Raw genomic sequence first — 22,696 nt, 5'->3', positions numbered from 1 at the left:
AAACCTCAGAGCATCCAACCCTGGCGAATGACGAACGGCTGCAGCACACCGCAGTCGAGGGCATGCGGGGAGTAGGCGCGGAGATGCTGCCCGCCTGCCGTGCGTAGCGACAGAGAAAATCGTTCGCCCTCGAACACACAGGATGTCACCTGCAGCATGACGCCCTCGGGATCGGCCACGACGTGTTCGGGGCGCACGAGGACCGGACGGCTCGGCCCTGCTGTCTGGTGGAAGGCGACCTCGATCACCGACCAGGACAGCAGGCGCGGGCCATGATCCGGCAGCGCCAGATCAAGAATGGCCCCCTGCCCGACTTGGCCGCCGACGACCCTTCCTTCCGGCCGGGCATAAATGTCCTGCGGCGACGCGACCTGCATCAACCGCCCCTCCGACATCACGGCAATGTCGGTCGCCAGCGCCATCGCCTCACCCTGATCGTGGGTGACGTAGATCATCGTCGCCCCGGAACGGGCATGGAATTCGCGGAAGGTCTCCTCCATCGCCGCCTTCAGGTGACGATCGAGATTGGCCAGCGGCTCGTCCAGCAACACCACGTCCGGCGAGGTGACGAGGCAGCGGGCCAGCGCCACGCGCTGTCTCTGGCCGCCGGAAAGATCAGCCGGACGCCGATCGGCAAACTCTTCAAGCCGGACGACCGACAGGGCATCCTTGACGCGGGATTGCCAGGTGGCGGCGGTGATGCCACGAACTTTCAACGGATAACCGACATTCTGCGCCACAGTCATGTGCGGCCAGAGCGCATAGGATTGAAACACCATCGCCATGTTGCGCTTTTCCGGAGGCAACGCCCCACTGGCATCCGCCAGCGTGCGTTCACCCAGCACGATCGAACCATCGGTCGGTTGTTCGAAACCGGCGATCATGCGAAGCACCGTCGTCTTACCGCAGCCGGATGGTCCGAGCAGCGCCAGGAAACCGCCGTCGCGCACGGTCAGGGACACATCGGAGACCGCCGCCCGGCCTGTGCCAAAATCCTTGCTGAGGTGATTGAGGATCAATTGCGCCATGGCAGCACGCCCTTCGGAAGGTGTTTCGCCAGCAGTTCCAGAAGCAGCATCAGGATGACCACCATGGTGACGACCAGTACCGACAGGGCCGAGGCCAGATCGGAGCTGCCACTGTCGTCGAGATTGAAGATTGCCACCCCGAGCGTCTGCGTGCCCGCCGACCAGAGCAGTGCCGAAACTGTCAATTCGCTGCAGGCAATCAGGAAGACGAGAATAACGGAAGCGCCCGCCGCCGGTGCAATCAGCGGAACGAGAATGTCGCGCAGGCGGCGGAAAAAGCCTGCGCCGAAAAGCCGGGCCGCCTCTTCCAGCGACGGATCGAGTTGCAGGAAGGCACTGGCCACCGGCTTCAAGCTGACGGCAAAGAAGCTGGAAAAATAAGCGATCAGGATGATCCAGATCGTTCCGTAGATCGACACGTTCACCAAAGGCAGCGGAGCTGCAAACAACAGGATGAAGGCGACGGCGAGAACGATGCCCGGAAGGGCATAGGGAATTTCGATCAGGCCGGTGATGATATCGGCCAGTTTTCCCGGACGGCGGGTCAGCAGATAGGCGGTTAAAACAGTAAACAGCAGCAGCCCGCACGCCGTCGTCCCGGCCAGGAACAGCGAATTGGCAAACGCTGTCAGCGTAACCGACTGACGAAACAGGATTTCGCTATAGGCATGGAGCGACATGGTCTGAAAATTCAACGGCACGCCATAGGCAGGCACCAGCGAACTGGCGACCAGTGCTGCGACCGGCGCCACGAGAACAACGAACAGGACGACCGAAAATCCGGCTTCAGCAACAACGCGCCAGAGGCCGAACGAAAAGGCAGCGTTCTCGCCGGAAAGACCGATGATGCGGTAATCCCTGCCCCTCAGCGCCCGTTGCTGGACAACGAGGCCAAGCCCGGCGATGACGGCGATCACCATGGAGAGTTGCGACATTTCGGCAAACGTGCCTGCCCCGAAACTCGAAAGGCGGCTATAGATCAACGTCGGCAGGACGAAAATCGATGCGGGAATTCCAAGAATGGCCGGAATGCCGAAATTGCCGACGCCGGAAACGAAGGCAATCGCCGCACCCGCAATCAAGCCGGGTACCGCCAGTGGAAAGATGATGTCGTGAAACACCCGCATCGGCGAGGCACCGGCCAGGCGTGCCGCCTCGACGCCATCGCGCGGCAAGGCAGCAAGTCCCGCCTTCAAAGCGAGAAACACCAGCGGCGCATGCTGGACACCCAAAAGCAGCGCGATACCACCAAGCGAGTAAAGCGGTTGCGGGCTGCCGAGCGGCGGCGCAATGCCGAGTGTCTTCAAGAGCGGACTGGCCGGACCTGACATCTGCACCCAGGCGAGCGCCGTTACCTGCGGCGGGATCATCATCGGCAGCACGAAGGCAAAGCTGAAGAAACCCTTTGCGCGGATATCGGTAAGTGTGACGATAAACGCAAAAGTGGCGCCGAGCAGAACGGCAATCAGCATGCCCCCGGTCGCGGTCGTTAGCGTGTTGCGAATGGCAAACCAGGTCGAAGGCTCGGAAAAGAGGCCGGTGGCCTTCCCCTCGATCGAAAACCGCAAACCGGCATAAAGCAGCCGTGCAAGCGGCAGCCCGCTCAACAGGCAGACGGCAATGATGACGAAAGGAAGCAGCCAGGCTGGCTGGCTGCTTCGATTGGCGGACGATCTGGGCATGAGAATTGATCAGTTGGTCCCGAAGATACCGGAGAACGTCTTCAGATCGCCGTCGGAATTCTTGACGGCGGCAGCCGCATCGATCGGCAGTACCTTGATGCTGTCACGGGCCGGAAAGCCTTCCGGGAGCGCTACACCGTTGCGGGCCGGGATGTAGCCGAGCTTGACGGAAACCTGCTGGCCGGGTTCAGACAGGAGGAAATCGACGAATTTCTTGGCCGTATCGGCATTCTTGGCGGTCTTCAGGATCGCGACCGGTTCGGTCACGGCACTGACGCCCTCAGCCGGGAAGACGAACTCGACCGGTGCGCCCTTGGCCTTTTCGCGGATGGCCATGAAATCGACAACCATGCCATAGGCCTTCTCGCCGGTGGCGACGGCCTTCAGCACACCGCCATTGCCGCCCGAAGCGGTGGCGCCGTTTTCGGCAAGAGACTTGTAATAGTCCCAGCCGAAACCATCGATACCCGTCAGCGTCTGCGCATGGATCAGGGCAGCCCCCGAGGTCAGCGGGCTCGGCATCGTCATCAGGCCCTTGGCCTCTGGCTTGGTAAGATCCTTCCAGCCGGCCGGCTTCATCGATGCCGACGTGTTATAGATGATACCGGTGGTGATCATCTTGGTCGAGTAATAGGCGCCATCGGCATCGTAGAGCGCCGTGTCATAATTGGCAGCTTCCGGTGACTTGTAGTTCAGGAGCTGGCCGGCTTCCTTCATCCGCTGCAGCGTCACGGTGTCGGCAATCAGAAGCACGTCGGCAACAGGATTGCCGGCTTCGATCTCGGCCATCAGCTTGGCCATGATCTTGGTCGTGCCATCGCGCACCCACTCGACGTCAACGCCAGGATTGGCGGCCTTGAAGGCATCGACTGTCGCCTGGGCGTCTTCGTTCGGCTGGCTGGTGTAGAGCACCAGATTTTCGGCATGGGCCGAAACGGCAATCAGGCTGGCGGCAACAAGTGCAGTGAACGCACCGAGCAACGTCTTCATCGTCTTAATCCCAAGTGAACAGATGGGGTGATGGATAGTTGCGGCAATTGACAGCCATATGACACTTCCGGCGCAGCGGGCGGAGAATAAACAGCCGACCCCAAGCGTGATGTCGATAGATAGCCGGATTGCCAGATGAACATTACTGGGTGCATTGGCACCCGGCCGTCTAAAGCTGTTGAATATATTAGAAATATCTGCGATCCGCTCGAAGCGCATATGGCGGGGCTAAGGGGAAATTATGAGCAAGACAACGTCATGGGGCGCGCGGCTGCGCTATGAGTTCGATAAGAGCATGGCCGGCGGGTCGATCGCGCTGATCGGCTGGCTGGCAATCATATCGCTGGTCGTCATCATCATCGCCGGTGCGTTCCTGGCGCTCACCCAGATTGCCCCGGAGGGCGGTCAGCCAGTCAGTTTCATCGAAGGCGCCTGGGAATCGCTGATGCGCACCATGGATGCCGGCACGATGGGCGGCGATCTCGGCTGGAGCTTTCGCGGCGTCTCGCTTTTCGTCACCATCGCCGGCATTTTCGTGTTCTCGGCCTTGATCGGCGTTTTGAGTTCGGGCCTTGAAAACAAGCTGGACGACCTACGCAAGGGCCGCTCGCAGGTGCTGGAAAACGATCACACGATCATTCTGAACTGGTCGCCATCGATCTTCGACGTGATTTCCGAATTGGTCATCGCCAATACCAGTCGAAAGAAGCCGCGCATCGTCATCATGGCCCACAAGGACAAGGTGGAGATGGAGGACGAGATCGCCACCAAAGTGGCCAACCTCAAGAACACCAAGATCATCTGCCGTAGCGGCGACCCGACTGATCTCTACGACCTGAACATCGTCAATCCGGAAACCTCGCGTTCCGTGATCGTCCTGTCGCCCGAAGGCGACGATCCGGACTCGCAAGTGATCAAGAGCGTGCTGGCACTGGTGAACGCCCCCAATCGCCGTGCCAAGCCCTACCAGATCGCGGCGGAAATCCGCGACAGCAAGAACGCCGAAGTTGCCCGCATCGTCGGTGGCAACGAGCTGCAGCTCATTCTGGCCGATGATCTGATTTCCCGCATTGTCGTGCATTCCAGCCGCCAGTCGGGCTTGAGCGCGGTCTATTCCGAGCTTCTCGATTTCGACGGCTGCGAGATCTATACGCTGGAACAACCGGATATCACCGGCAAGAGTTTTGCTGCCGCTGTCATGGCCTACGAGACATCGTCGCTGATCGGTCTGTGCGACGAGGACGGCAAGGTGCATCTCAACCCGCCGCCCGGCCGTATCTTCAAGCCCGGCGAAAGCGCCGTCATCATCGCCGAGGACGATGCCGCGATCAAATTCGGGGGCAGCGAAATCCATATCGAAAAAGATGCCATCCTTCCGGCGGAAATGCGCGAACAAGGCCCGGAACGAACCCTGCTTCTCGGCTGGAATCGTCGCGGCCCGATCATCTCGTTCGAACTTTCGCGCTACGTCGCGCCCGACTCACTATTGACGATTGCAGCGGACACGCCGGAGCTTGAGAAGGAAATCGCCGCACTTCGGGTAGCAAACGGCAACATGTCGGTCGACTACCGCGTCATCGACACCAGCAACCGCACCGAACTCGATGCGCTGGATATTCCAAGCTACGATCACGTCCTCGTTCTCGGTTACAGCGATCACATGGCGCCGCAGCCGGCCGATACCCGCACTTTGGTGACGCTGCTGCAGTTGCGCAAGATCGCCGAACACGCCGGCCGCCACATCAGCGTCGTCAGCGAGATGACTGACGTGCGCAACCGGGAACTGGCCGAAGTCACCCGCGCCGACGATTTCGTCGTCAGCAACAAGCTGGTCAGCCTGATGCTGGCGCAGGCTTCCGAAAACGAACGCATGGCTGCGATTTTCGACGAGCTTCTTGATGAGGACGGGTCGGAAATCTACATGCGCCCGGTCAGCGACTATGTCGCCATCGGCGAACCCATCACCTTTTACACCATTTGCCTTGCCGCCCTGCGGCGCGGCGAGATCGCGATCGGCTATCGCCGCCAGCGGGAAGGTGATGCCGATCAGCGCCGTTTGGGCGGTGTGACCGTCAATCCGCCCAAATCGGAAAAGCTGCTCTATACCGCCGCCGACCGCATCATCGTGCTAGCAAGGGATTGAACCAAGTCCGCAAAATCAAGGGGTGGCCGTCCGGCCGCCCCTTTCTTTTTGATGGCCAGCCGCTAGCTTAGCTGACGCTCCGCACGCCAAACAAATCGGGAAATCATCATGGAATATCGTCTTCTTGGCCGATCCGGCCTCAAGGTCTCGACGCTGACCGTCGGCACCATGACCTTCGGCGGCAAGGGCTGGGCCAAGACCGTCGGTGATCTTGGTGTCAATGAGGCCAGGAAACTTGTCGATATGTCTCTGGATGCCGGCGTCAATCTGATCGATACCGCCGACGTCTATTCGCAAGGTGTTTCGGAGGAAATCATTGGCGAGATTCTGGGCGCAAATCGCAAGGACGGTGTGCTGATCGCAACCAAGGCCCGTTTCCCGATGGGCGACGGCCCGAACGATGCGGGCTCTTCGCGCCATCATCTCGTTCGCGCCTGCGAAGCGAGCTTGAAGCGCCTGAAGACCGATGTGATCGACCTTTACCAGCTGCATGAATGGGATGGTCAGACCCCGTTGGAAGAAACCATGGACGCGCTCGATATGCTCGTGCGCCAGGGCAAGGTCCGCTATATCGGCTGCTCGAATTTCTCGGGCTGGCATATCATGAAGGCGCTTGGCGTCAGTGCGGCAGACCACCGCCAGCGTTTCGTCAGTCAGCAGATCCACTACACGCTGGAATCGCGCGACGCCGAATATGAGCTTTTGCCGATCTCGATCGATCAAGGCCTTGGGGTGCTTGTCTGGAGCCCGCTGGCTGGCGGCCTGCTCTCCGGCAAGCACCGGCGCGACAAGACAGCGGAAGGCTCGCGCCAACTGGCCGGCTGGGACGAACCGCCGATCCGTGACGAGGACCGCCTGTGGAATATCGTCGATGTTCTCGTCGATATAGCCGAAAGCCGCAATGTCTCGGGTGCTCAGGTGGCGCTCGCCTGGCTGATTGGCCGCAAGGGCGTTACCTCCGTCATCATCGGTGGCCGGACTGAAGCACAGTTCAAGGATAATCTTGCCAGCGCCGAACTTGTCCTGACCGCCGAGGAGCGCGAACGTCTCGACAAGGTCAGCGCGCCGCCGGTTCTCTATCCCTACTGGCATCAAGTCCGCACCGCCAAGGACAGATTGGGAGAAGCCGACCTGTCGCTGCTGGGGCCATACGCATAGGAGGGCCCAGCCTCAAATCGTTGTCAGCAACAGGCTGGTTTCCGACTTGGACACCCCCTCCAGCGCCCGGACATGGCGCAGGACGCGATCGAATTCGGCAAGGTTCTCCGTTTCGATTTCGGCAACCAGATCCCAGGCACCGTTGGTCGTATGCAAGGCACGAATTTCCGCGATACCGCGCAACGTCTTGACCACCGAAACGGTTTTCTGGCCGGTGATCTCGATCAGCATGACGGCGCGGACCGCGTGCGGGTCCTCGGCTGCGGCGATCCGCACGGTGAAGCCGGCGATGACGCCCTCGGCAGTCAACCGGTCGATGCGGTTCTGCACCGTGCCGCGTGATATTTTCAACAGCTCGGCCAGTTTCGAGATCGAGGCCCGGCCGTCGGTTCTGAGGATCGCCAGCAAACGGCGGTCGGTACTGTCCATGACATCAATCCATTGATCATTATGCCAACATATCCTGTCATTTCGTCAAAAATATCAAGCAAATTTCCATAATCTTGCCATTTCGCTTCATCGAGCCGCCCGCTAGAGTTCGTCAACCTCTTCGCCGGGGTCTATTCGAATCGCTAGAGGATCGCCCGAAATGCCGTCTGCCGACCGCTCACCTCTCCGCAACAGCCTGTCACGGACCGGCGAGCTTTCCATCGAAATGACCCGGTGGCCGAGCGTCACGGAAAGCGATGGCGAAGCCGCGTTCTCGGGCCGCTTGATGGCGCTGTTTGGCGCTACACCCTATTTCCGCCAGAACCCGGAAAACCTGCTGGCGCTCGACAGCCACGGCACTCCCGCCCGGCAAAACGTGCTGGCGCTGGTGCGTGGCAAGGGCCGGCGCTGCCTGGTTCTCGCAGGCCATTTCGATACCGTATCGATTGCCAACTACAGTTCGCTGGTATCGCTTGCCTGTGAGCCAGAGGCGCTGACAAAGGCATTGATCGACGAACTGACGGCCAAAACCCGCAATCCGGCTGAAGACAAGGCATTGACCGATCTCGTGAGCGGCGACTTCCTGGCTGGCCGTGGCTTGCTCGACATGAAGAGCGGCCTTGCCGCCGGCATCGCCGCATTGGAGCGTTTTGCCGAACTGGCTGACGCGCCCGGCAATCTGCTGTTCGTTGCGACGCCGGATGAAGAGAACCGTTCGCGCGGCATGCGGGCCTTGCGTGACGCCCTGCCCGCGATCGCGGAAAAATTCGACATCGACATTATCGGCGGCATCAATCTGGATGCCAGCGGCGATGACGGTGATGGCGAAGAAGGCCGCGCCGTCTATCTCGGCTCGGTCGGTAAATTCTCGCCTTTTGCCTTCGTCGCCGGCCGCCCCACCCATGCCGGTTATGCCTTCGATGGCGTCAGCGCCCATCTGATCAGCGCCGAGATCATGCGAGCCATGGAAACCAACAGCACCCTTTGTGACGAGGCGCATGGCGAAATTTCACCGGCGCCGGTTTGCCTCGAGGCAAAGGACGTGCGCCACGGTTATGAAGTGACGACACCGGCCCATGTCTGGCTGTCGTTCAACTGGCTGACACACCGACGCACACCGGAAGATGTTCTGTCCGAATTCCAAGTGCTTGCCGCATCCGCCATGCGCACAGCGCTCGATGCTCAGGAAAGGAATGCTAAGGCCTTCTTCGAGCGTCAAGGCTCAGGCCGCGCGGAAAGACATGAGGGACAGATCCTTACTTACGCCGAGCTATACGAACTCGCGGTCTCCCACGGCGGAGAGGCTGCCGCCAGCCGTCTGAAGGCGCTCGATCAATCCCTGGCGAGTGGTGAAGACCCGCTCTCGATCACCCGTCAGATCGTCGCAGCGACGCTGACGGAAGCCGGTCTCGAAGGACCGCTGGTTATTGTCGGGTTCTCGACTCTGCACTATCCGCGCGTGCATCTGGACAGTGCCGGGGATCAGGGAACAATCTTCGAACGAAACATCATGGCCGCCGCCGAAACCTGCGCGAACCGGCATGGGACAAGCATCAAAGCCAAACAGTTCTTCGCCGGCATCTCGGACATGAGCTTCTTCGGCCACCGTCCGGCGGCTGGACAGACTGAGCTTCTGTCTGGCAACACCCCCTGCTCGGCGTTCACCGACAAGGCACCGGACGGGCTTCTGTCCTACCCGGTGGTCAATATCGGGCCATGGGGACGCGACTACCATCAGAAATGGGAGCGCGTCCACATGCCCTATACATTCGAAGTTTTGCCGGACGTGATCTACGAGGCGGCGATCGCCTGCCTCGCAGATGGAGACTAAGTATCGGCGGACTAGCGACGAAAGGACTGGTATATCGACGGCTTTCTCATCCAGTGTGGGCTTATCAGCATCAGGAGAAACCGGGCCGACTCCAATGCGGCGTTAGGGCAGGCCGAACATCACGCCTGCCGTATCCTGCGCCAGAGCAGCCTGGGCTGTTACATTCTACCACCTCTCCGCTCAACGAAATATTTCCGGTTGAAATTTCAACCTATCGTTAGTAATCACCACATACATTCCCGCAACATAAAGACCATCTGAGATTGCGGAAAATTTCATAATGCTCAAGCTGTGGGGATCAGATCGATCCGAGCCTACCCGTTCCTATTGGATGATCTGGGCGGCAATTTTTACAATTGCCGTCTTGAACATCGCCTTGAAGGTTGTTGATGAAGACCCGAATCTTATCTTTTACGGGTTCCCACCTCATTTCTGATCCTGCTAGCGCTGGGCTTTGGCCGCCGATTTGCAAACGGACATCCGACCATAGGATGGTGGCTTCCACTTATCCCGGTGGCGATGCTGATGATCTGGTGCGTTTTCATCCAGATTTTCGGCCACTTCTCCCCCGCACCCATTCTGTTTCACTTTCAATATGAGATGGAATCAAAAGGCGTCATGATTTCGGTCGCTTTCCAGATTCTGCTAGAAATGCTCCCGTTCGCCCTGATTTATGTTTGCTGGCGGCAGGCCGCGCGTGGTCATCGTCGAATGCAGATGTTTGGTGGTCTGATTGCTGTTCCGCTTCTTGTATTCAATCCCTTTACCTTTGGCATTGGCAACTATCTGATGCGCGCGTACGCGTCAGATCAGTTGAGCCTGATACACCATTTCAGCGAACCATCAATGGCAATCAAGCCGCAAGGCCGGCAACCAAATCTCATCCATATTTATCTTGAAAGTACTGAAAGAACCCTTTGGGATGAAAGCCTTTTTGGAAAGACGTCGACGCCTTTGAAACGTTTGGAAGCCCTTGGGTTCTCCGCCACCGGTATCACTGAATCGGAAAAAACAAACTGGACGCTAGCCGGTCATGTCGCCAGTTACTGCGGCACGCCTCTGCTTGGTCTGGGCACGATCGACCGCAATGACTTTGGTCATGTCAACGCCCTGCTTCCAGAGGCCGTGTGCCTCAGCGATATTCTAGCGCGCGATGGCTACGCGCTGACGTTCATGAAAGGCGCAATGCTGGAGTTCGCAGGCACCGATGGATTTGTGGCTGCACACAATTATCACAAGGGTCTTGGATATGGAGAAATTGGCGCACATTACCCAACACCAGTCACCACGTTCGGAATGCGAATCAATCCTTGGGGAATCGACGACGAGGATTTGTTCGATGCCGCATTCAAGGAAATCACGACTCTTTCCAGCGGAAAAAAACCCTTTGGTTTAACGGTGACGACAATTGGAGGGCATAGCCCCAAAGGCTACATCTCGCGCAGTTGCCTCGCCGATGCTGACGTCATGTCGCTTCCAAATCAAACACTGCAGGCGTTCTACTGCACAAACAAGCTCACCGAAGCTTTTATCGACAAAGCGGCCAAGGCTGGCCTGCTTGAGAACACCGTTGTCGTTGTCCAGAGCGACCACCTTGCCATGCGCAACGAAATCTTCCGTCAATTGAAGAGTAAGGAGCGCCGAAACACCTTCATCATCCTCAAGGATGGGATCACCCCGAGTTTGAATGCAACTGCTGCGACAATGGTCGATGCTTACCCGACCCTCCTGGAGGCTCTCGGCTACACACTGCCGAATGGAAGTGCGGGGCTCGGTGTCTCGCTTTTGTCAGGCCGTAAAACACTTGTCGGCCAAGTGGGTCTCGACCGGTTGAACGACGCAATTTTGTCCGATCGTGACTTGCGCGACAAATTGTGGGGTATCCAACCCGGCATTTAGAACAGCCACGCAGCTTAAAACAGCCACGCAACTGCTCTTTATCGCACGATCTCTATCTCTGCCTCAAACCCGCAGCAGAGCTTCTCATAATTAGGCGGCAAGCACTGCGGCTTCTTCGCCGATCAGGCTACCGAGGCGGGAAATCCCCTCCTTGATCATCGCCTCGTCGGCGCAGGAGAAGCTGACGCGAAGGGTGTTGGCGCCAGAGCCATCGGCAAAAAACGCCTTACCGGGCACGAAGGCGACCTTTGCCGAAACCAGCGATTTTGCCAGAAGATCGGCTCCATCCATGCCGGTGGGCAAGGTCAGCCAGACGAACATGCCGCCTTCCGGGACCGTCCAGCTGACGCCCTTCGGCATGTATTTTGCGAGTGCTGCCAGCATCGCGTCGCGTCGCTTGCTGTAAACGGCACGGATCTTGTTGACCTGTGCATCGAAACCGCGTTCGGCAACGTGGCAGATGGCCATCTGGTTGATGGTCGAGGAATGCAGGTCGGCAGCCTGCTTCATCAGCACCAGCTTGCGGATGATCGGCATGGCCGCAACCACGAAACCGACGCGCAGGCCGGGTGCCAACGTCTTGGAGAAGCTGCCGCAATAGATCGTCCGGGTCTCGTTGATCGAACCCTTGCGGGCGATTTCCAACGCCAGCATCGGCGGAACAGCTTCGCCATCGTAACGCAGCGACTGATAGGCAGCGTCCTCGATCACGGCAATGTCGAGTTCCTCAGCGAGATCGAGAACCTTTTCACGTGCAGCCAGATCGAGCGTTTCTCCGGTCGGATTGGCAAATTCGGCAGACATATAGGCGAATTTTACCCGTCCACCCGCTTGCGCGGCGACATCGCGGTAGGCCTGCGGCGTACGGTTGCCGGCTGGCGACAGTTGGTCGTAGGACGGCTCATAGGCATTGAATGCCTGCAACGCGCCAAGATAGGTCGGCCAGGTAACCAGCGCCGTATCGTTGGGCGACAGGAACAGCTTTCCGAGATAATCGAGCGCCTGCTGTGAGCCCGAGGTGATCAGGATGTTTTCCGGCTCGCAGGGAATGCCGATGGCGGCCATGCGGCCCGCGAGCCATTGACGCAGCGGCAGATAACCTTCGCTGACCGAATATTGCAACGCTGCACTGACCGTCGGTCCGCCGAAGATTTCGGCATAGGCGGCCTTGAATTCTTCATCCGGAAACAGCGCCGGATCCGGGATACCACCGGCAAAGGAGATGATGTCCGGCCGGTCCAGCAGTTTCAACAGTTCGCGGATTTCCGAGGCGCGCATCCGTGAAGACCGCGTCGCGAAGATATTTTCCCAATCGAGCATGGAAGTTTCCTCAGATTATGCTTTTTACGGAGCACATCATGCCAAGCTTATTAAGTCAATAATGCTGACCTATACTTTGATGAGAAGATGCACTTTCTGCTCAAAAGCGCTGACTTGGAAAGACGTTGAAAAACCGCGAAAATGCGGCGAATGTCCCCATTGAAGGTGGCGCAACCCAAAGCACATCGCACTCTGATCGTCTGGCGCGTTTGTTGCCGCGATCGATTCTACCGCTATCAATGTGCCCATCCGGACCAAAGCGTTTCCGGGTGAAGCCGTCAGGCTTCGTGATGTCCAAACATGCTCAAGCCGACGAGCAGCACGATGGCCCCGACGATGAAAGCATCAAAAATGGCAAAATGGTAGAAGAACGTTGTCATCGCAGTATCCTCCTCATAGATAGAATACTCCAAAAGCGATAATGTTCCAAATATTACTTGCGGACACGAAAAAGGCCGGGAGAAATGTCCCGGCCTCTTCAGTATTACGCAAGTGCAATGCGCTAATTTTGCTCTGCAGCAAATATTAGTTCTTGGCCTTGTCGACCAGCTTGTTCTTGCCGATCCATGGCATCATGCCGCGCAGCTTGGCGCCGACTTCTTCGATCTGGTGGTTGTCGTTCATGCGGCGGATGCCCTTGAACCGGGCTGCTCCCGAACGGTATTCCTGCATCCAGTCGGAGGTGAACTTGCCGGTCTGGATGTCGGTGAGAACGCGCTTCATTTCAGCCTTCGTTTCAGCTGTGATGATGCGCGGACCCGAGACGTATTCGCCCCACTCGGCCGTGTTGGAGATCGAGTAGTTCATGTTGGCGATGCCGCCTTCATAAATCAGGTCGACGATCAGCTTCACTTCGTGCAGGCACTCGAAGTAAGCCATTTCCGGCGCATAGCCGCCTTCGACCAGCGTTTCGAAACCGGCGCGGATCAGCTCAACGAGACCGCCGCAGAGAACGACCTGTTCGCCGAAGAGGTCGGTTTCGCACTCTTCCTTGAAGTTGGTCTCGATGATGCCCGAACGGCCGCCGCCAACGCCGCAGGCGTAGGAGAGAGCGAGGTCAAGCGCGTTACCGGATGCGTTCTTCTCAACGGCAACCAGGCAAGGAACGCCGCCGCCCTTCTGGTATTCGCCGCGAACCGTGTGGCCAGGGCCCTTCGGTGCGATCATGACGACGTCGAGCGTATCCTTCGGCTCGATCAGGCCGAAATGAACGTTGAGGCCGTGGGCAAAAGCGATGGCTGCGCCGTCACGGATGTTGCCGGCGATGTCGGCCTTGTAGATGTCGGCCTGGAGTTCGTCAGGCGTCGCCATCATCAACAGGTCGCCCCACTTGGCGGCTTCGGCAACGGTCATGACCTTGAAACCATCGGCTTCGGCCTTCTTGATCGTCGGCGAACCGGCCTTCAGAGCGATGACGACGTTGTTGGCGCCCGAATCCTTCAGGTTCAGCGCGTGAGCGCGGCCTTGGCTACCGTAACCGACGATAACGACGTTCTTGGACTTGATGAGGTTGAGATCAGCATCACGATCGTAATAGACGCGCATTGTAATTTCCTTCCCTTTGCTTGTCTTCTAAAACTCTTCCGGCTGCCCTTGAGGCTACGCCGAACTCTTTTCACTGCCGTAGAGGCGAAGGAAGGCAGACACTGCCTTCTCTGCCCTGCGGCCGAAATCCTTGGCCATGCGGCCGCTGTCTTCACCGAGCAGCATGCGCAGATGCAGATCGGAGACGATCAGGCCGTACAGCGTATCATAGGCGTCGTCGCGGTCTTCGAACACCAGAAGCCCAGCGTAACGCCCTGCTTCCAAAAGCGCGCCGGCCCGTTTGCCGATCTGGCGGCGGCCGCGCTCCTGCAGCATGGAGCCAAGCTTGGAGCCATCGCGGCTCGCCTGCCCGATCGCCAGACGGTTCAGCGCCAGCGACACATCGCCAGCCAGAACCTCCAGCAGATCACGGGCAAACAGCACCAGATGCTCCTGCAACGTCTCGGCCGTCAGTGTTTCGGCGGTATCATCAAATGTGCGGACCTTGCTCGCCTGAAAGCCGATCATTGCCGACAAAAGCCCATCGCGATCGCCGAACCATTTGTACAGGCTTTCCTTCGAGCAGTTGGCGGCGCGTGCCACGCCCGCCGTCGTCAGCGCCTTTTCGCCACCATCGACCAGCAGACGCAACGCGCTGTCCAGAACGTCGTTCTGGCGCGGCGAATAATCCGGCTGATGTGGGTGGGCGGCAAGCTGCACGAAATCGTCTCCAATAACAGTACCGTACGGTACGGTTCGCCGCTTATGCCGCAAAGCCGGGAGCCGGTCAAGCCCACAGGAAAGAGATTTCGACACTCGGAGATACCCGAAAACAAACCTTGCACCTCGCGAATATCGATGCCCCATCAAACGTTGAGATAATAACGGATACCAGCACCAAAAATGGACACCTCCACGCAATCCGATCCCGTTCCGTTTCAACATATGGTCGGTTAGTGTGCGGCTTCAGACACCCTATATCCCGGAGTTTTCATGCCCCGCCTGCATATTGCCGCCCTGCTCCTGTCGTCCGCCCTTGCCTTGTTCCCAATCACTGCCGCCGCTCAGTCCGATGAAGACGTCTACAACAGGATTGAATCCCTGCATGGCAATGCCGGAGATCTGAACGAGCCGTTGCTCAGCCTCGTGGAAGCGATGGGCAACAGCGACGCAGCAACGATCGCCGGGCTTGCCGAATATCCGCTGCGAGTGGCGGCGAATGGCGAAAGCTATGAAATCCAGAGCGCCGATGATTTTATCGAGAATTTCGACACGCTGGTAACGCAAGATACGCGCGACGCCGTTGCAGGCCAGACCTACAGCCAGCTCTTCGTCAACAGCGACGGCGTCATGCTGGCGGATGGCGCGGTCTGGATGAGCAATGTCTGTGAAAACAGCGATTGCAGTTCATCCCACTGGGCGGTGATCAGCATCAACAATTGATCGGCGGCAGAAGATGACACCATGCGCTTTGACGTCATCGCAACGGCCGCCGCGATTGCCCTCTCGACCGTAGCGCCCGGGGTTGCAAGCGACGGCGTTGCCTAAAACTCAGCCCACACGGCACCGCTCGGCGAGGAAATCGAGAAATACCCGCACCCGCGCCGGCATATGGCCACCCTGGCCGAGAAAGATCGCGTGAACCTCCTCGCTGTCTGAGGACGTGTAACTCTCCAGCACCGGAACCAGCGTGCCGCGGCTGAAATCGTCCCGTACCTGAAAACCGGCGAGCCGTGCCAATCCTGCACCGGCCAGCGCCAATTCCCGCAACGCTTCACCGTCGCTTGCCTGAATGCTGCCGGCCGGCTTGACCGTCAGATCGGCACCGTCAACGGAAAATGGCCAGCCGCCGCTGGCGCGGACATATTTGGGGCCAAGCAGGTTGTGCCCTGCCAGATCGTCCGGATGTTTGGGCAGCCCCTTGCGCGCGAGATAGGCAGGTGCCGCGGCGATATGCATTTTCACCGTACCCAATTTTCGCGCCATCAGCGCCGAACTCTTCAGCGGCCCTGCCCGGATGGCGATATCGGTGCGATCCTCCATGAGATCGACGACATGATCGGTCAGCACCAGGTCGAATGACACATCCGGAAACTGCGCCAAAAAATCAGGCAGAACCGGCAACAGCAGATGGCGGCCAAACGGGACATTGGTGCTGACACGAATGCGGCCACTTGGGCTGTCGTCATTAGCAGCCGCGCGCTCGGCTTCATCCAGTTTGGCCAGCACTCGCACACCGTGTTCGTAATAGCGGCAACCTTCTGGCGTCAGTTGCAGCTTGCGGGTCGAGCGGTTGACCAGCCGCGCGTTCAGCCGGTTTTCCAGCCGGGTCACCAACTTGCTCACCGCCGAAGGCGTCATGGCGAAATCGCGGGCGGCAGCCGAAAAGCCACCGAGATCGACCACCCGGACAAATACTTCCATCTCGCCGGAGCGATTGATATCCAGCCGCGCCATTGTGCCCTCACCTCACAAATCCTGTGCCTTATCGTTGTCTAGTTCTCAAATCGGTGCGCGTCCATATCTGATGCACATACACATCAGGAGACTGTCATGAACCAGCACAAAACAGCCCTTATCGTCGGCGCCCAGGGCGTCATCGGCGGCAATCTCGCCCGCCATCTGGAAACATTGGAAGACTGGTCCGTCATCGGCCTCTCTCGGCGCGGCGGCATATCGACCGGTAAGATCCGGCACATTTCCGTCGACCTGCTCGACCCGGCAGATTGCTTCAACAAACTCGCCGATCTCTCAGAAGTGACTCACATTTTCTACGCCGCCTATCAGGACCGCCCGACCTGGGCCGAACTGGTCGAGCCTAATCTCGCCATGCTGGTCAACGTCGTCACGGCTGTCGAGAAGGTGGCGCCAAACCTTGCCCATGTCAGCCTGATGCAGGGCTACAAGGTCTATGGCGCCCATCTCGGCCCCTTCAAGACGCCAGCGCGCGAAGACGAAGACAATCACATGCCGCCCGAATTCAACATGGACCAGCAGGCCTTTCTGCAGAAGCAACAGCAGGGAAAATCCTGGACCTGGTCAGCGCTGCGGCCTTCCGTCGTCATCGGCGTTGCCACCGGCAATCCGATGAACTTGGCGATGGTCATCGGTCTCTATGCGTCGATGTCGAAGGAACTCGGGCTTCCCTTGCGCTTTCCCGGCAAACCCGGCGCTTACGATACGCTGCTGGAAATGACCGACGCCGGCCTTCTGGCGAGGGCAACGGTCTGGGCCGCCACCAATCCGCAATGCGCCAATCAGGCCTTCAACATCACCAATGGCGACCTGTTCCGCTGGAACGAGATGTGGCCAAAGATCGCCCGGTTCTTCGAGATGGAGACGGCAGCGCCACTGCCGATGTCTCTCAACGTGGTGATGGCGGACAAGGCAGCGCTCTGGTCCAGGATGAAGGAGAAATACGGGCTCGCCGATCATCCCTATGAGGCCGTCTCCTCCTGGGGGTTCGGCGATGCGGTGTTCAGCTGGAACTATGATTTCTTTGCCGACGGCACCAAGGCACGGCGGCTGGGGTTTCATGACTATGTGCAAACCGACGAGATGTTCCTGTCGGTGTTTCGCGAGATGCGGGCCCAGCGGATCATTCCGTAATGGCCGATTGCTTGCGGCCGTCCATCACCGGATGGCCGCAAGTAGCACGGTTACATATCCGGATCAGGTTTATCCGGCTTTGCCACCATTCGGCGAAGCAAGCTGCAGCGTTTCCTTCTGTGTGATCAACCGCGCCGTGTGCTGACCGCTCAGATAGATCCACAGCCAGCTCCAGGCGACGACGAAGCGGCTGCGCGTACCGATGAGGAAGTAGATATGGGCGATCCCCCAGATCCACCATGCCAAGGCACCCTTCAGCTTGAACCGGCCGAAATCGATGATCGCCGACCGGCGCCCGATGGTCGCAAGGCTGCCCTGATGACGATAACGGAAAGGTGGCAGCGCCGGTTTTTGCGCCAACCGCCCCTTGATGACCTTTGCCACATAGGCGCCCTGCTGCTTGGCTGCGGGCGCGATGCCCGGCACCGGTCTGCCATCATCCTGAACGACGGAGGCGGTGTCGCCAACGACAAAGACATCAGGAAAGCCCGGTGCGCTCAAATCTTTCCCGACAATGACGCGGCCCGCCCTGTCTGCAGTAACGCCGAGCCATTCAGCGGCCGGCGAAGCCTGAACACCGGCCGCCCAGACAATCGTGCGGCTGCCGATAAAACGTTCGCCGATCATGACGCCGCGTGCCGTGCAGTCCGTTACCCGCTCACCGAGATGAACCTCGACACCAAGCTTTTCGAGCGCAGTCTGCGCATAGGCCGATAGCTCCTCGGCAAAACCCGCCAGCACCCGCGGCCCCGCCTCGACGAGAATCACCCGGGTCTTGCGCGTATCGATGTTGCGGAATTCCTGCGGCAGGGTGACATGCGCCAGCTCGGCAATGATACCCGCGAGCTCGACGCCGGTCGGTCCTGCACCAACGATGGTGAAGGTCAAAAGGGCGGCCCGTGCGTCAGGATCGGTTTCCATCTCGGCCTGCTCGAAAGCCAAAAGCAGGCGGCGGCGAATGGTGGTGGCGTCTTCCAGTGTTTTCAGACCCGGCGCGACCGGTTCCCACTCGTCCCGGCCGAAATAGGCATGCGTCGCCCCGGTTGCCAACACCAGCGTATCGTAGCCAATGCTCTCGCCGCCCCTCAGCGCCAGCGTCTTCGCCGCCGGATCAACACTGTCCACCTCGGCCAGAAGCGTGGTGACCTCCGGCCGGTCGCGAAACACCCGGCGGATCGGCCAGGCAATTTCGGAGGTCGCCAGAAGGGTGGTTGCCACTTGATAGAGCAGCGGCTGGAAGAGATGATGATTGCGCCGGTCGATCAGGGTGATCCTGACGGGCGCGCCCTTGAGATCCTTGGCCAGCTGCAGGCCACCGAACCCGCCACCGACGACAACGACATGGTGCAGGTTTTCGTGCGGCATGATCGTATCTCCTGTTTCGGGTACAATTTCTACGCTGCCGCAGCCGATACACAACTGCGCTTTCGGCATGGCACCTCTGCGCTAGGTGACGGCGCATTCACCGCCTTCACCTAGCGCGCATACTCCACCGGCAAGGCCATGCCACTCTTGAGGATTTCCATCGAGATCGAAGCCGAGACGTCCAACAGCTCGACCTTGCGGGCGATCTGCTTGTAGATCACGTCATAGTGCTCGACACGCGGCAGCAGCACCTTGAGAATATAATCGCAATTGCCGGTCAGCCAGTGCGCCACGACAATCTCGGGAATATCGGTAATCACCTTGCGGAAGGTGCCGATCCAGTCGTCGGCATGATGGGCCATCTTGATCAGGGCATAGACCGTGGTCGGCACACCCATTTTGGCGCGATCGAGAACAGCGATCCGGGGAGCGACACAACCGGTCTCATCCAGGCGCTGGATAGGGTGCGAACAGGCGGAAATCGACAGGCCGGCGTCTTCCTGCAGCAAAGACAGAATCTTCCGGTCCCTTTCGTCCAGCACGCCCTATTCTCCTCATCTCAACGGAACACTCAGGAAATATTTGCGTCAAGAATATAACGCGTGCAAAAAATACGCGCAAAATATCGGGGTATCATCCAACAAAGCGAACTCTTTCGGCGCCGCTTCGGCGACAATCACGGCATCAACAAACACAGGGAACGGCATCATGCGCAAGATCGGCCTCATCGGTGGAATGAGCTTTGAAAGCTCGGCAATCTATTACCGGATGATCAACGAGGCCGTGCGCGAACGGCTGGGCGGCATGCATTCTGCCGAAGTCCTGCTGCATTCTGTCGATTTTCAGACCATCGTCGACATGCAGAAGTCCGGCCGCTGGGACGACGCCGCCAAGTGTCTGTCCGAAGTGGCCCAGGGCCTGGAAGCGGCGGGCGCGTCTTGCGTAGTGATCTGCACCAACACGATGCACCTGATCGCCGATGAGGTTCAGGCGTCAATTACCGTGCCGCTGATCAACATTATCGACGAAACGGCCGCCTTGATGAAGGCCGCCGGCATCAAACGGCCGCTGCTGCTTGCCACGCGCTACACGATGGAACACGGCTTCTATACCAGCCGTATGGCCGCAGACGGTCTGGATATCATGGTTCCGAATGCTGAAGATCGGATGCTCGTCCACGACATCATCTTCAACGAACTGTGCGCAGGCTCGGTTCTCGACAGTTCGCGGCAGGCACTGATGGCCGTGATCGAACGGGCAAAAAGCGATGGCGCCGATGCCATCATTCTTGGTTGTACCGAAATATGCCTGATCCTCGATCCGAAGAACCTGCCACTGCCGGGCTTCGATTCCACTGCGATCCATGCCGAAGCGGCCGTCGAATTCGCACTTGAAGGCGTTTCGCAAAGCGGCAAACGGGCCGCCTGAGGTCCACTCGAAAATACTTGACTCAGTCAATTAAATTGCGATCATGGCATCCCAAGGAGAATGCCATGTCACACCTCACACCATCATACCAAGCCTTTGCCGATATCGGCGATGACGAGATCGAGCAGATCCGCGCCTTCAACCGGTTTTATACCAACCGAATCGGCGTTCTCGACCGCGCCTTCATGGAGACGCCCTATACGCTCACCGAGGCACGCGTCATCTATGAACTCGCGGCCCACGGTACCACCTCGGCGTCCCGGCTGACGGAGGAGCTTTCGCTAGATCCGGCCTATCTCAGCCGCATGCTAAAATCCTTCAGCGATGCCGGCCTTCTCGAAACGATGCGAGATCCGGCTGACGGCCGTGGCCGCCTGCTGCAATTGACCCTGCGCGGCCGGGGTGTTGCCACCGATCTGGCACAGCGCTCGCGCCAGCGCATCGTCGCCCTTCTGGAACCGATTACCGAAAATGGCCGCCGGGACCTGGGCGCAGCCATGGCGTCTGTACAGACCCTGCTGTCCGGCGACACTCCTGCCCCCGTCACCATTCGGCCGCATCAGATCGGCGACATGGGCATGGTGATCTCCAGCCAGGCAAAGGCCTATGCCGAAACCTATGGGTGGAACGGTGAGTATGAGGCGCTGGTCGCGGAAATCTGCGCCGCCTTCATCCGCAATTTCGACCCCGCCCGCGAACGCTGCTGGATTGCCGAACGCAACGGTACGTTCCTGGGCAGCATTTTTCTCGTCAAAGGCAGCACCGAAGACACGGCTAAGCTTCGCCTTCTGCACGTCGATGCGGCAGCGCGTGGACATGGTCTCGGTTCAAAGCTGGTCAACGAATGCATCGGTTTTGCCAGAGACTGTGGTTACCGGCGTCTTGAACTCTGGACCAACGATATCCTGAGCGCTGCGCGTCGCATCTATGTCGCTGCCGGGTTCACACTCGAAAAGGAAGAGGCGCACCATTCGTTCGGCAAGGATTTGAACGGTCAGACCTGGGCGCTGGATCTGACGGCGGCAACTGCCGGCGTGACACCGCCAGCGTGATACGGCAGGGAAAGCCAGCCGTACTCCGTCAAACCGGCGGATTTGAACGGATCGATCACGGTGCCCGCAACGATCGCGGCCAAAAGCCCGGGCATCGGCGGCAGCTTGGCAATGGTCGAGACGAGCCGGTCGCGCACCCAGGCAATCGCGGCTGAATCCGACTGGTAGAATGGCGTGAAGGCGAGCGACAGCATCTGGAACAGCCGCACATGATTACGCCGGGCGCGTGCATAGGCCGTCAGTGCAGAGGGGATATCGGCGGAGTTGGCCAGCGCATGGTTGAGCGCTGCCGCATCAAGTAGAGCCATGTTTGCGCCCTGTCCCAGTTGCGGGCTGGTCGAATGAGCACTGTCACCAATGAAGACGACATTGCCGCTATAGGGCGGCAGTGCGGTCCGATGAGCATAACGTGCCAGAGTCAGTTGGTCCCAATCATGGATCTGGTCGAGAAACGGCTGGCATTCCGGCCAATAGTCGCCAATTACCGTCTTCCAGCGATTGAGCCCGCCTGCCTTGACCGCCTCGACATCGGCGATCTTCAGGCTCCAGAAGAACGCCACCTTATCCGGATCACCGACCGTCGCGCGGCCTGCCGGCAATAGACCGATCATCACCCTGGCCTGGTCGTAACGTTGCGACAGCGCGGTGCGGTCATAGACCGCACCCGCTCCATCCAGCGTCGCCCAGAAGGCGCCATAGGTGAGGTCGCGAATGGCTGGCGCCGAGGTCGAACCGGCAGCCAGCATCGAACGTGCGCCGCTGGCATCGATGACCAGATCGTAATCGCCCGCCGCCCGTCGCGTCGCATCCTGCAATATCACGCGATCAGCACGCTGTTCGGTCGCGGTGATATGGGTTGCCGTGCGCGTGATGATGCCATCGGCCACCACCGCATCATGCAACGTATTGAACAGAGCCGCCCGCTGCACCGCAAGGCCATAGCGCCCTCCCGGTGTCGCATCATAGCGCACGTCCAGAACCGTCCGCCCGCTGATCGCGTCGGCGCCGTGCAGCCGGTCGATCCGGTTACCGAGTGACTGGATGGTATCAAACAGGCCAAGAGTGGCGAGAACAGTCAGTCCTGTCGGCTGCATCAAAAGGCCGGAACCGACGGGGGCGGCGGTCTCAAAGCGTTCGAGAATTTCAACTCGATGACCGGCCCGCGAAAGAAACAACGCCGCGGCCAATCCTGCCGGCCCGGCCCCGACCACGCCAATATCGAGCTGTTTCATCCATGC

The 22,696-nt window shown here is 59.2% G+C and carries 19 protein-coding genes; 8 read left to right on the top strand and 11 right to left on the bottom strand.

Annotated features, from left to right (window positions below; genetic code table 11):
• Positions 1-5: 5 nt before the first annotated feature.
• Genes ASC96_RS26945 through ASC96_RS26935 form a run of 3 tightly spaced genes read right to left on the bottom strand, consistent with a single transcriptional unit; the run spans position 6 to position 3,700 of the window.
• Complete coding sequence (locus ASC96_RS26945; RefSeq protein ID WP_060506154.1) at positions 6-1,028, bottom strand: ABC transporter ATP-binding protein; 1,023 nt, start codon at positions 1,026-1,028, stop codon at positions 6-8.
• The gene (locus tag ASC96_RS26940) at positions 1,016-2,710 is read right to left on the bottom strand and encodes an iron ABC transporter permease (protein WP_060506153.1); all 1,695 of its coding nucleotides are present in this window, start codon (positions 2,708-2,710) and stop codon (positions 1,016-1,018) included. Before ASC96_RS26940 ends, ASC96_RS26945 begins: the two co-directional genes overlap by 13 nt.
• 9 nt (positions 2,711-2,719) lie before the next feature.
• Positions 2,720-3,700: an ABC transporter substrate-binding protein gene (locus tag ASC96_RS26935; protein WP_060506152.1), complete on the bottom strand. Its 981-nt coding sequence runs from the start codon at positions 3,698-3,700 to the stop codon at positions 2,720-2,722.
• Positions 3,701-3,941: 241 nt separating this feature from the next.
• Between ASC96_RS26935 and ASC96_RS26930 the strand changes: the two genes are divergently transcribed.
• Positions 3,942-5,843 carry a hypothetical protein gene (locus tag ASC96_RS26930; protein ID WP_060506151.1) on the top strand — a complete coding sequence of 634 codons (1,902 nt, stop codon included), beginning with the start codon at positions 3,942-3,944 and terminating at the stop codon, positions 5,841-5,843.
• A gap of 108 nt (positions 5,844-5,951) precedes the next feature.
• Complete coding sequence (locus ASC96_RS26925; protein WP_060506150.1) at positions 5,952-7,001, top strand: aldo/keto reductase; 1,050 nt, start codon at positions 5,952-5,954, stop codon at positions 6,999-7,001.
• A 12-nt stretch (positions 7,002-7,013) separates the two neighbouring features.
• Here ASC96_RS26925 and ASC96_RS26920 read toward each other — a convergent pair whose 3' ends face one another.
• Positions 7,014-7,430, bottom strand: coding sequence for an Lrp/AsnC family transcriptional regulator (locus tag ASC96_RS26920; protein ID WP_060506149.1), 417 nt, complete (start codon positions 7,428-7,430; stop codon positions 7,014-7,016).
• A gap of 160 nt (positions 7,431-7,590) precedes the next feature.
• Between ASC96_RS26920 and ASC96_RS26915 the strand changes: the two genes are divergently transcribed.
• Both ASC96_RS26915 and ASC96_RS26910 read left to right on the top strand, forming a co-directional pair.
• Positions 7,591-9,261: a M20/M25/M40 family metallo-hydrolase gene (locus ASC96_RS26915; RefSeq protein WP_060506148.1), complete on the top strand. Its 1,671-nt coding sequence runs from the start codon at positions 7,591-7,593 to the stop codon at positions 9,259-9,261.
• 525 nt (positions 9,262-9,786) lie between these two features.
• A complete protein-coding gene (locus ASC96_RS26910; RefSeq protein ID WP_210171878.1) occupies positions 9,787-11,160 on the top strand; it encodes a sulfatase-like hydrolase/transferase in 1,374 nt (457 codons plus the stop codon).
• Positions 11,161-11,250: 90 nt separating this feature from the next.
• Here ASC96_RS26910 and ASC96_RS26905 read toward each other — a convergent pair whose 3' ends face one another.
• From ASC96_RS26905 to ASC96_RS26895, 3 genes are all read right to left on the bottom strand, one after another.
• Complete coding sequence (locus ASC96_RS26905; protein WP_060506146.1) at positions 11,251-12,480, bottom strand: PLP-dependent aminotransferase family protein; 1,230 nt, start codon at positions 12,478-12,480, stop codon at positions 11,251-11,253.
• Positions 12,481-13,005: 525 nt separating this feature from the next.
• The gene (gene ilvC / locus ASC96_RS26900; RefSeq protein WP_060506145.1) at positions 13,006-14,025 is read right to left on the bottom strand and encodes a ketol-acid reductoisomerase; all 1,020 of its coding nucleotides are present in this window, start codon (positions 14,023-14,025) and stop codon (positions 13,006-13,008) included.
• A 54-nt stretch (positions 14,026-14,079) separates the two neighbouring features.
• Positions 14,080-14,724, bottom strand: a complete 645-nt coding sequence (locus ASC96_RS26895; RefSeq protein WP_060506144.1) for a TetR/AcrR family transcriptional regulator — start codon at positions 14,722-14,724, stop codon at positions 14,080-14,082.
• 273 nt (positions 14,725-14,997) lie between these two features.
• On the opposite strand from ASC96_RS26895, the gene ASC96_RS26890 reads away from it, so the two are divergent.
• Positions 14,998-15,447: a hypothetical protein gene (locus ASC96_RS26890; RefSeq protein ID WP_060506143.1), complete on the top strand. Its 450-nt coding sequence runs from the start codon at positions 14,998-15,000 to the stop codon at positions 15,445-15,447.
• 108 nt (positions 15,448-15,555) lie between these two features.
• Here ASC96_RS26890 and ASC96_RS26885 read toward each other — a convergent pair whose 3' ends face one another.
• Positions 15,556-16,461, bottom strand: coding sequence for a LysR family transcriptional regulator (locus ASC96_RS26885; protein WP_060506142.1), 906 nt, complete (start codon positions 16,459-16,461; stop codon positions 15,556-15,558).
• Positions 16,462-16,557: 96 nt separating this feature from the next.
• Here ASC96_RS26885 and ASC96_RS26880 point away from each other — a divergent pair, with 96 nt between their 5' ends.
• A complete protein-coding gene (locus tag ASC96_RS26880) occupies positions 16,558-17,613 on the top strand; it encodes an SDR family oxidoreductase (protein WP_060506141.1) in 1,056 nt (351 codons plus the stop codon).
• A gap of 69 nt (positions 17,614-17,682) precedes the next feature.
• Here the strand turns inward: ASC96_RS26880 and ASC96_RS26875 are convergent, their stop codons facing one another.
• Entirely contained in the window at positions 17,683-18,978 is a 1,296-nt protein-coding gene (locus ASC96_RS26875) for an NAD(P)/FAD-dependent oxidoreductase (protein ID WP_060506140.1), read from the bottom strand.
• Between the two features lie 110 nt (positions 18,979-19,088).
• Positions 19,089-19,520 carry an Lrp/AsnC family transcriptional regulator gene (locus ASC96_RS26870; RefSeq protein ID WP_060506139.1) on the bottom strand — a complete coding sequence of 144 codons (432 nt, stop codon included), beginning with the start codon at positions 19,518-19,520 and terminating at the stop codon, positions 19,089-19,091.
• A 166-nt stretch (positions 19,521-19,686) separates the two neighbouring features.
• Here ASC96_RS26870 and ASC96_RS26865 point away from each other — a divergent pair, with 166 nt between their 5' ends.
• On the top strand, positions 19,687-20,406 hold the full coding sequence (locus ASC96_RS26865; protein ID WP_060506138.1) for an aspartate/glutamate racemase family protein: 720 nt from the start codon (positions 19,687-19,689) through the stop codon (positions 20,404-20,406).
• A 65-nt stretch (positions 20,407-20,471) separates the two neighbouring features.
• On the top strand, positions 20,472-21,458 hold the full coding sequence (locus tag ASC96_RS26860; protein ID WP_060506137.1) for a helix-turn-helix domain-containing GNAT family N-acetyltransferase: 987 nt from the start codon (positions 20,472-20,474) through the stop codon (positions 21,456-21,458).
• Here ASC96_RS26860 and ASC96_RS26855 read toward each other — a convergent pair.
• A complete protein-coding gene (locus tag ASC96_RS26855) occupies positions 21,401-22,690 on the bottom strand; it encodes an NAD(P)/FAD-dependent oxidoreductase (protein WP_082512280.1) in 1,290 nt (429 codons plus the stop codon). The genes ASC96_RS26860 and ASC96_RS26855 overlap by 58 nt on opposite strands.
• Positions 22,691-22,696 lie beyond the last annotated feature (6 nt).

This window comes from Rhizobium sp. Root1204 (genome assembly GCF_001424965.1).
In the GTDB taxonomy this organism is placed as follows: Bacteria; Pseudomonadota; Alphaproteobacteria; order Rhizobiales; family Rhizobiaceae; genus Pararhizobium.
This window is presented reverse-complemented; position numbering and strand designations above follow the sequence as displayed.

Excerpts from the sequence above, each read along its gene's own strand:
- ASC96_RS26945 (WP_060506154.1), bottom strand. The coding sequence starts at position 1,028 with ATGGCGCAATTGATCCTCAATCACCTCAGCAAGGATTTTGGCACAGGC.
- ASC96_RS26940 (WP_060506153.1), bottom strand. The coding sequence starts at position 2,710 with ATGCCCAGATCGTCCGCCAATCGAAGCAGCCAGCCAGCCTGGCTGCTT.
- ASC96_RS26935 (WP_060506152.1), bottom strand. The coding sequence starts at position 3,700 with ATGAAGACGTTGCTCGGTGCGTTCACTGCACTTGTTGCCGCCAGCCTG.
- ASC96_RS26930 (WP_060506151.1), top strand. The coding sequence starts at position 3,942 with ATGAGCAAGACAACGTCATGGGGCGCGCGGCTGCGCTATGAGTTCGAT.
- ASC96_RS26925 (WP_060506150.1), top strand. The coding sequence starts at position 5,952 with ATGGAATATCGTCTTCTTGGCCGATCCGGCCTCAAGGTCTCGACGCTG.
- ASC96_RS26920 (WP_060506149.1), bottom strand. The coding sequence starts at position 7,430 with ATGGACAGTACCGACCGCCGTTTGCTGGCGATCCTCAGAACCGACGGC.
- ASC96_RS26915 (WP_060506148.1), top strand. The coding sequence starts at position 7,591 with ATGCCGTCTGCCGACCGCTCACCTCTCCGCAACAGCCTGTCACGGACC.
- ASC96_RS26910 (WP_210171878.1), top strand. The coding sequence starts at position 9,787 with ATGATCTGGTGCGTTTTCATCCAGATTTTCGGCCACTTCTCCCCCGCA.
- ASC96_RS26905 (WP_060506146.1), bottom strand. The coding sequence starts at position 12,480 with ATGCTCGATTGGGAAAATATCTTCGCGACGCGGTCTTCACGGATGCGC.
- ilvC (WP_060506145.1), bottom strand. The coding sequence starts at position 14,025 with ATGCGCGTCTATTACGATCGTGATGCTGATCTCAACCTCATCAAGTCC.
- ASC96_RS26890 (WP_060506143.1), top strand. The coding sequence starts at position 14,998 with ATGCCCCGCCTGCATATTGCCGCCCTGCTCCTGTCGTCCGCCCTTGCC.
- ASC96_RS26885 (WP_060506142.1), bottom strand. The coding sequence starts at position 16,461 with ATGGCGCGGCTGGATATCAATCGCTCCGGCGAGATGGAAGTATTTGTC.
- ASC96_RS26880 (WP_060506141.1), top strand. The coding sequence starts at position 16,558 with ATGAACCAGCACAAAACAGCCCTTATCGTCGGCGCCCAGGGCGTCATC.
- ASC96_RS26875 (WP_060506140.1), bottom strand. The coding sequence starts at position 18,978 with ATGCCGCACGAAAACCTGCACCATGTCGTTGTCGTCGGTGGCGGGTTC.
- ASC96_RS26865 (WP_060506138.1), top strand. The coding sequence starts at position 19,687 with ATGCGCAAGATCGGCCTCATCGGTGGAATGAGCTTTGAAAGCTCGGCA.
- ASC96_RS26860 (WP_060506137.1), top strand. The coding sequence starts at position 20,472 with ATGTCACACCTCACACCATCATACCAAGCCTTTGCCGATATCGGCGAT.
- ASC96_RS26855 (WP_082512280.1), bottom strand. The coding sequence starts at position 22,690 with ATGAAACAGCTCGATATTGGCGTGGTCGGGGCCGGGCCGGCAGGATTG.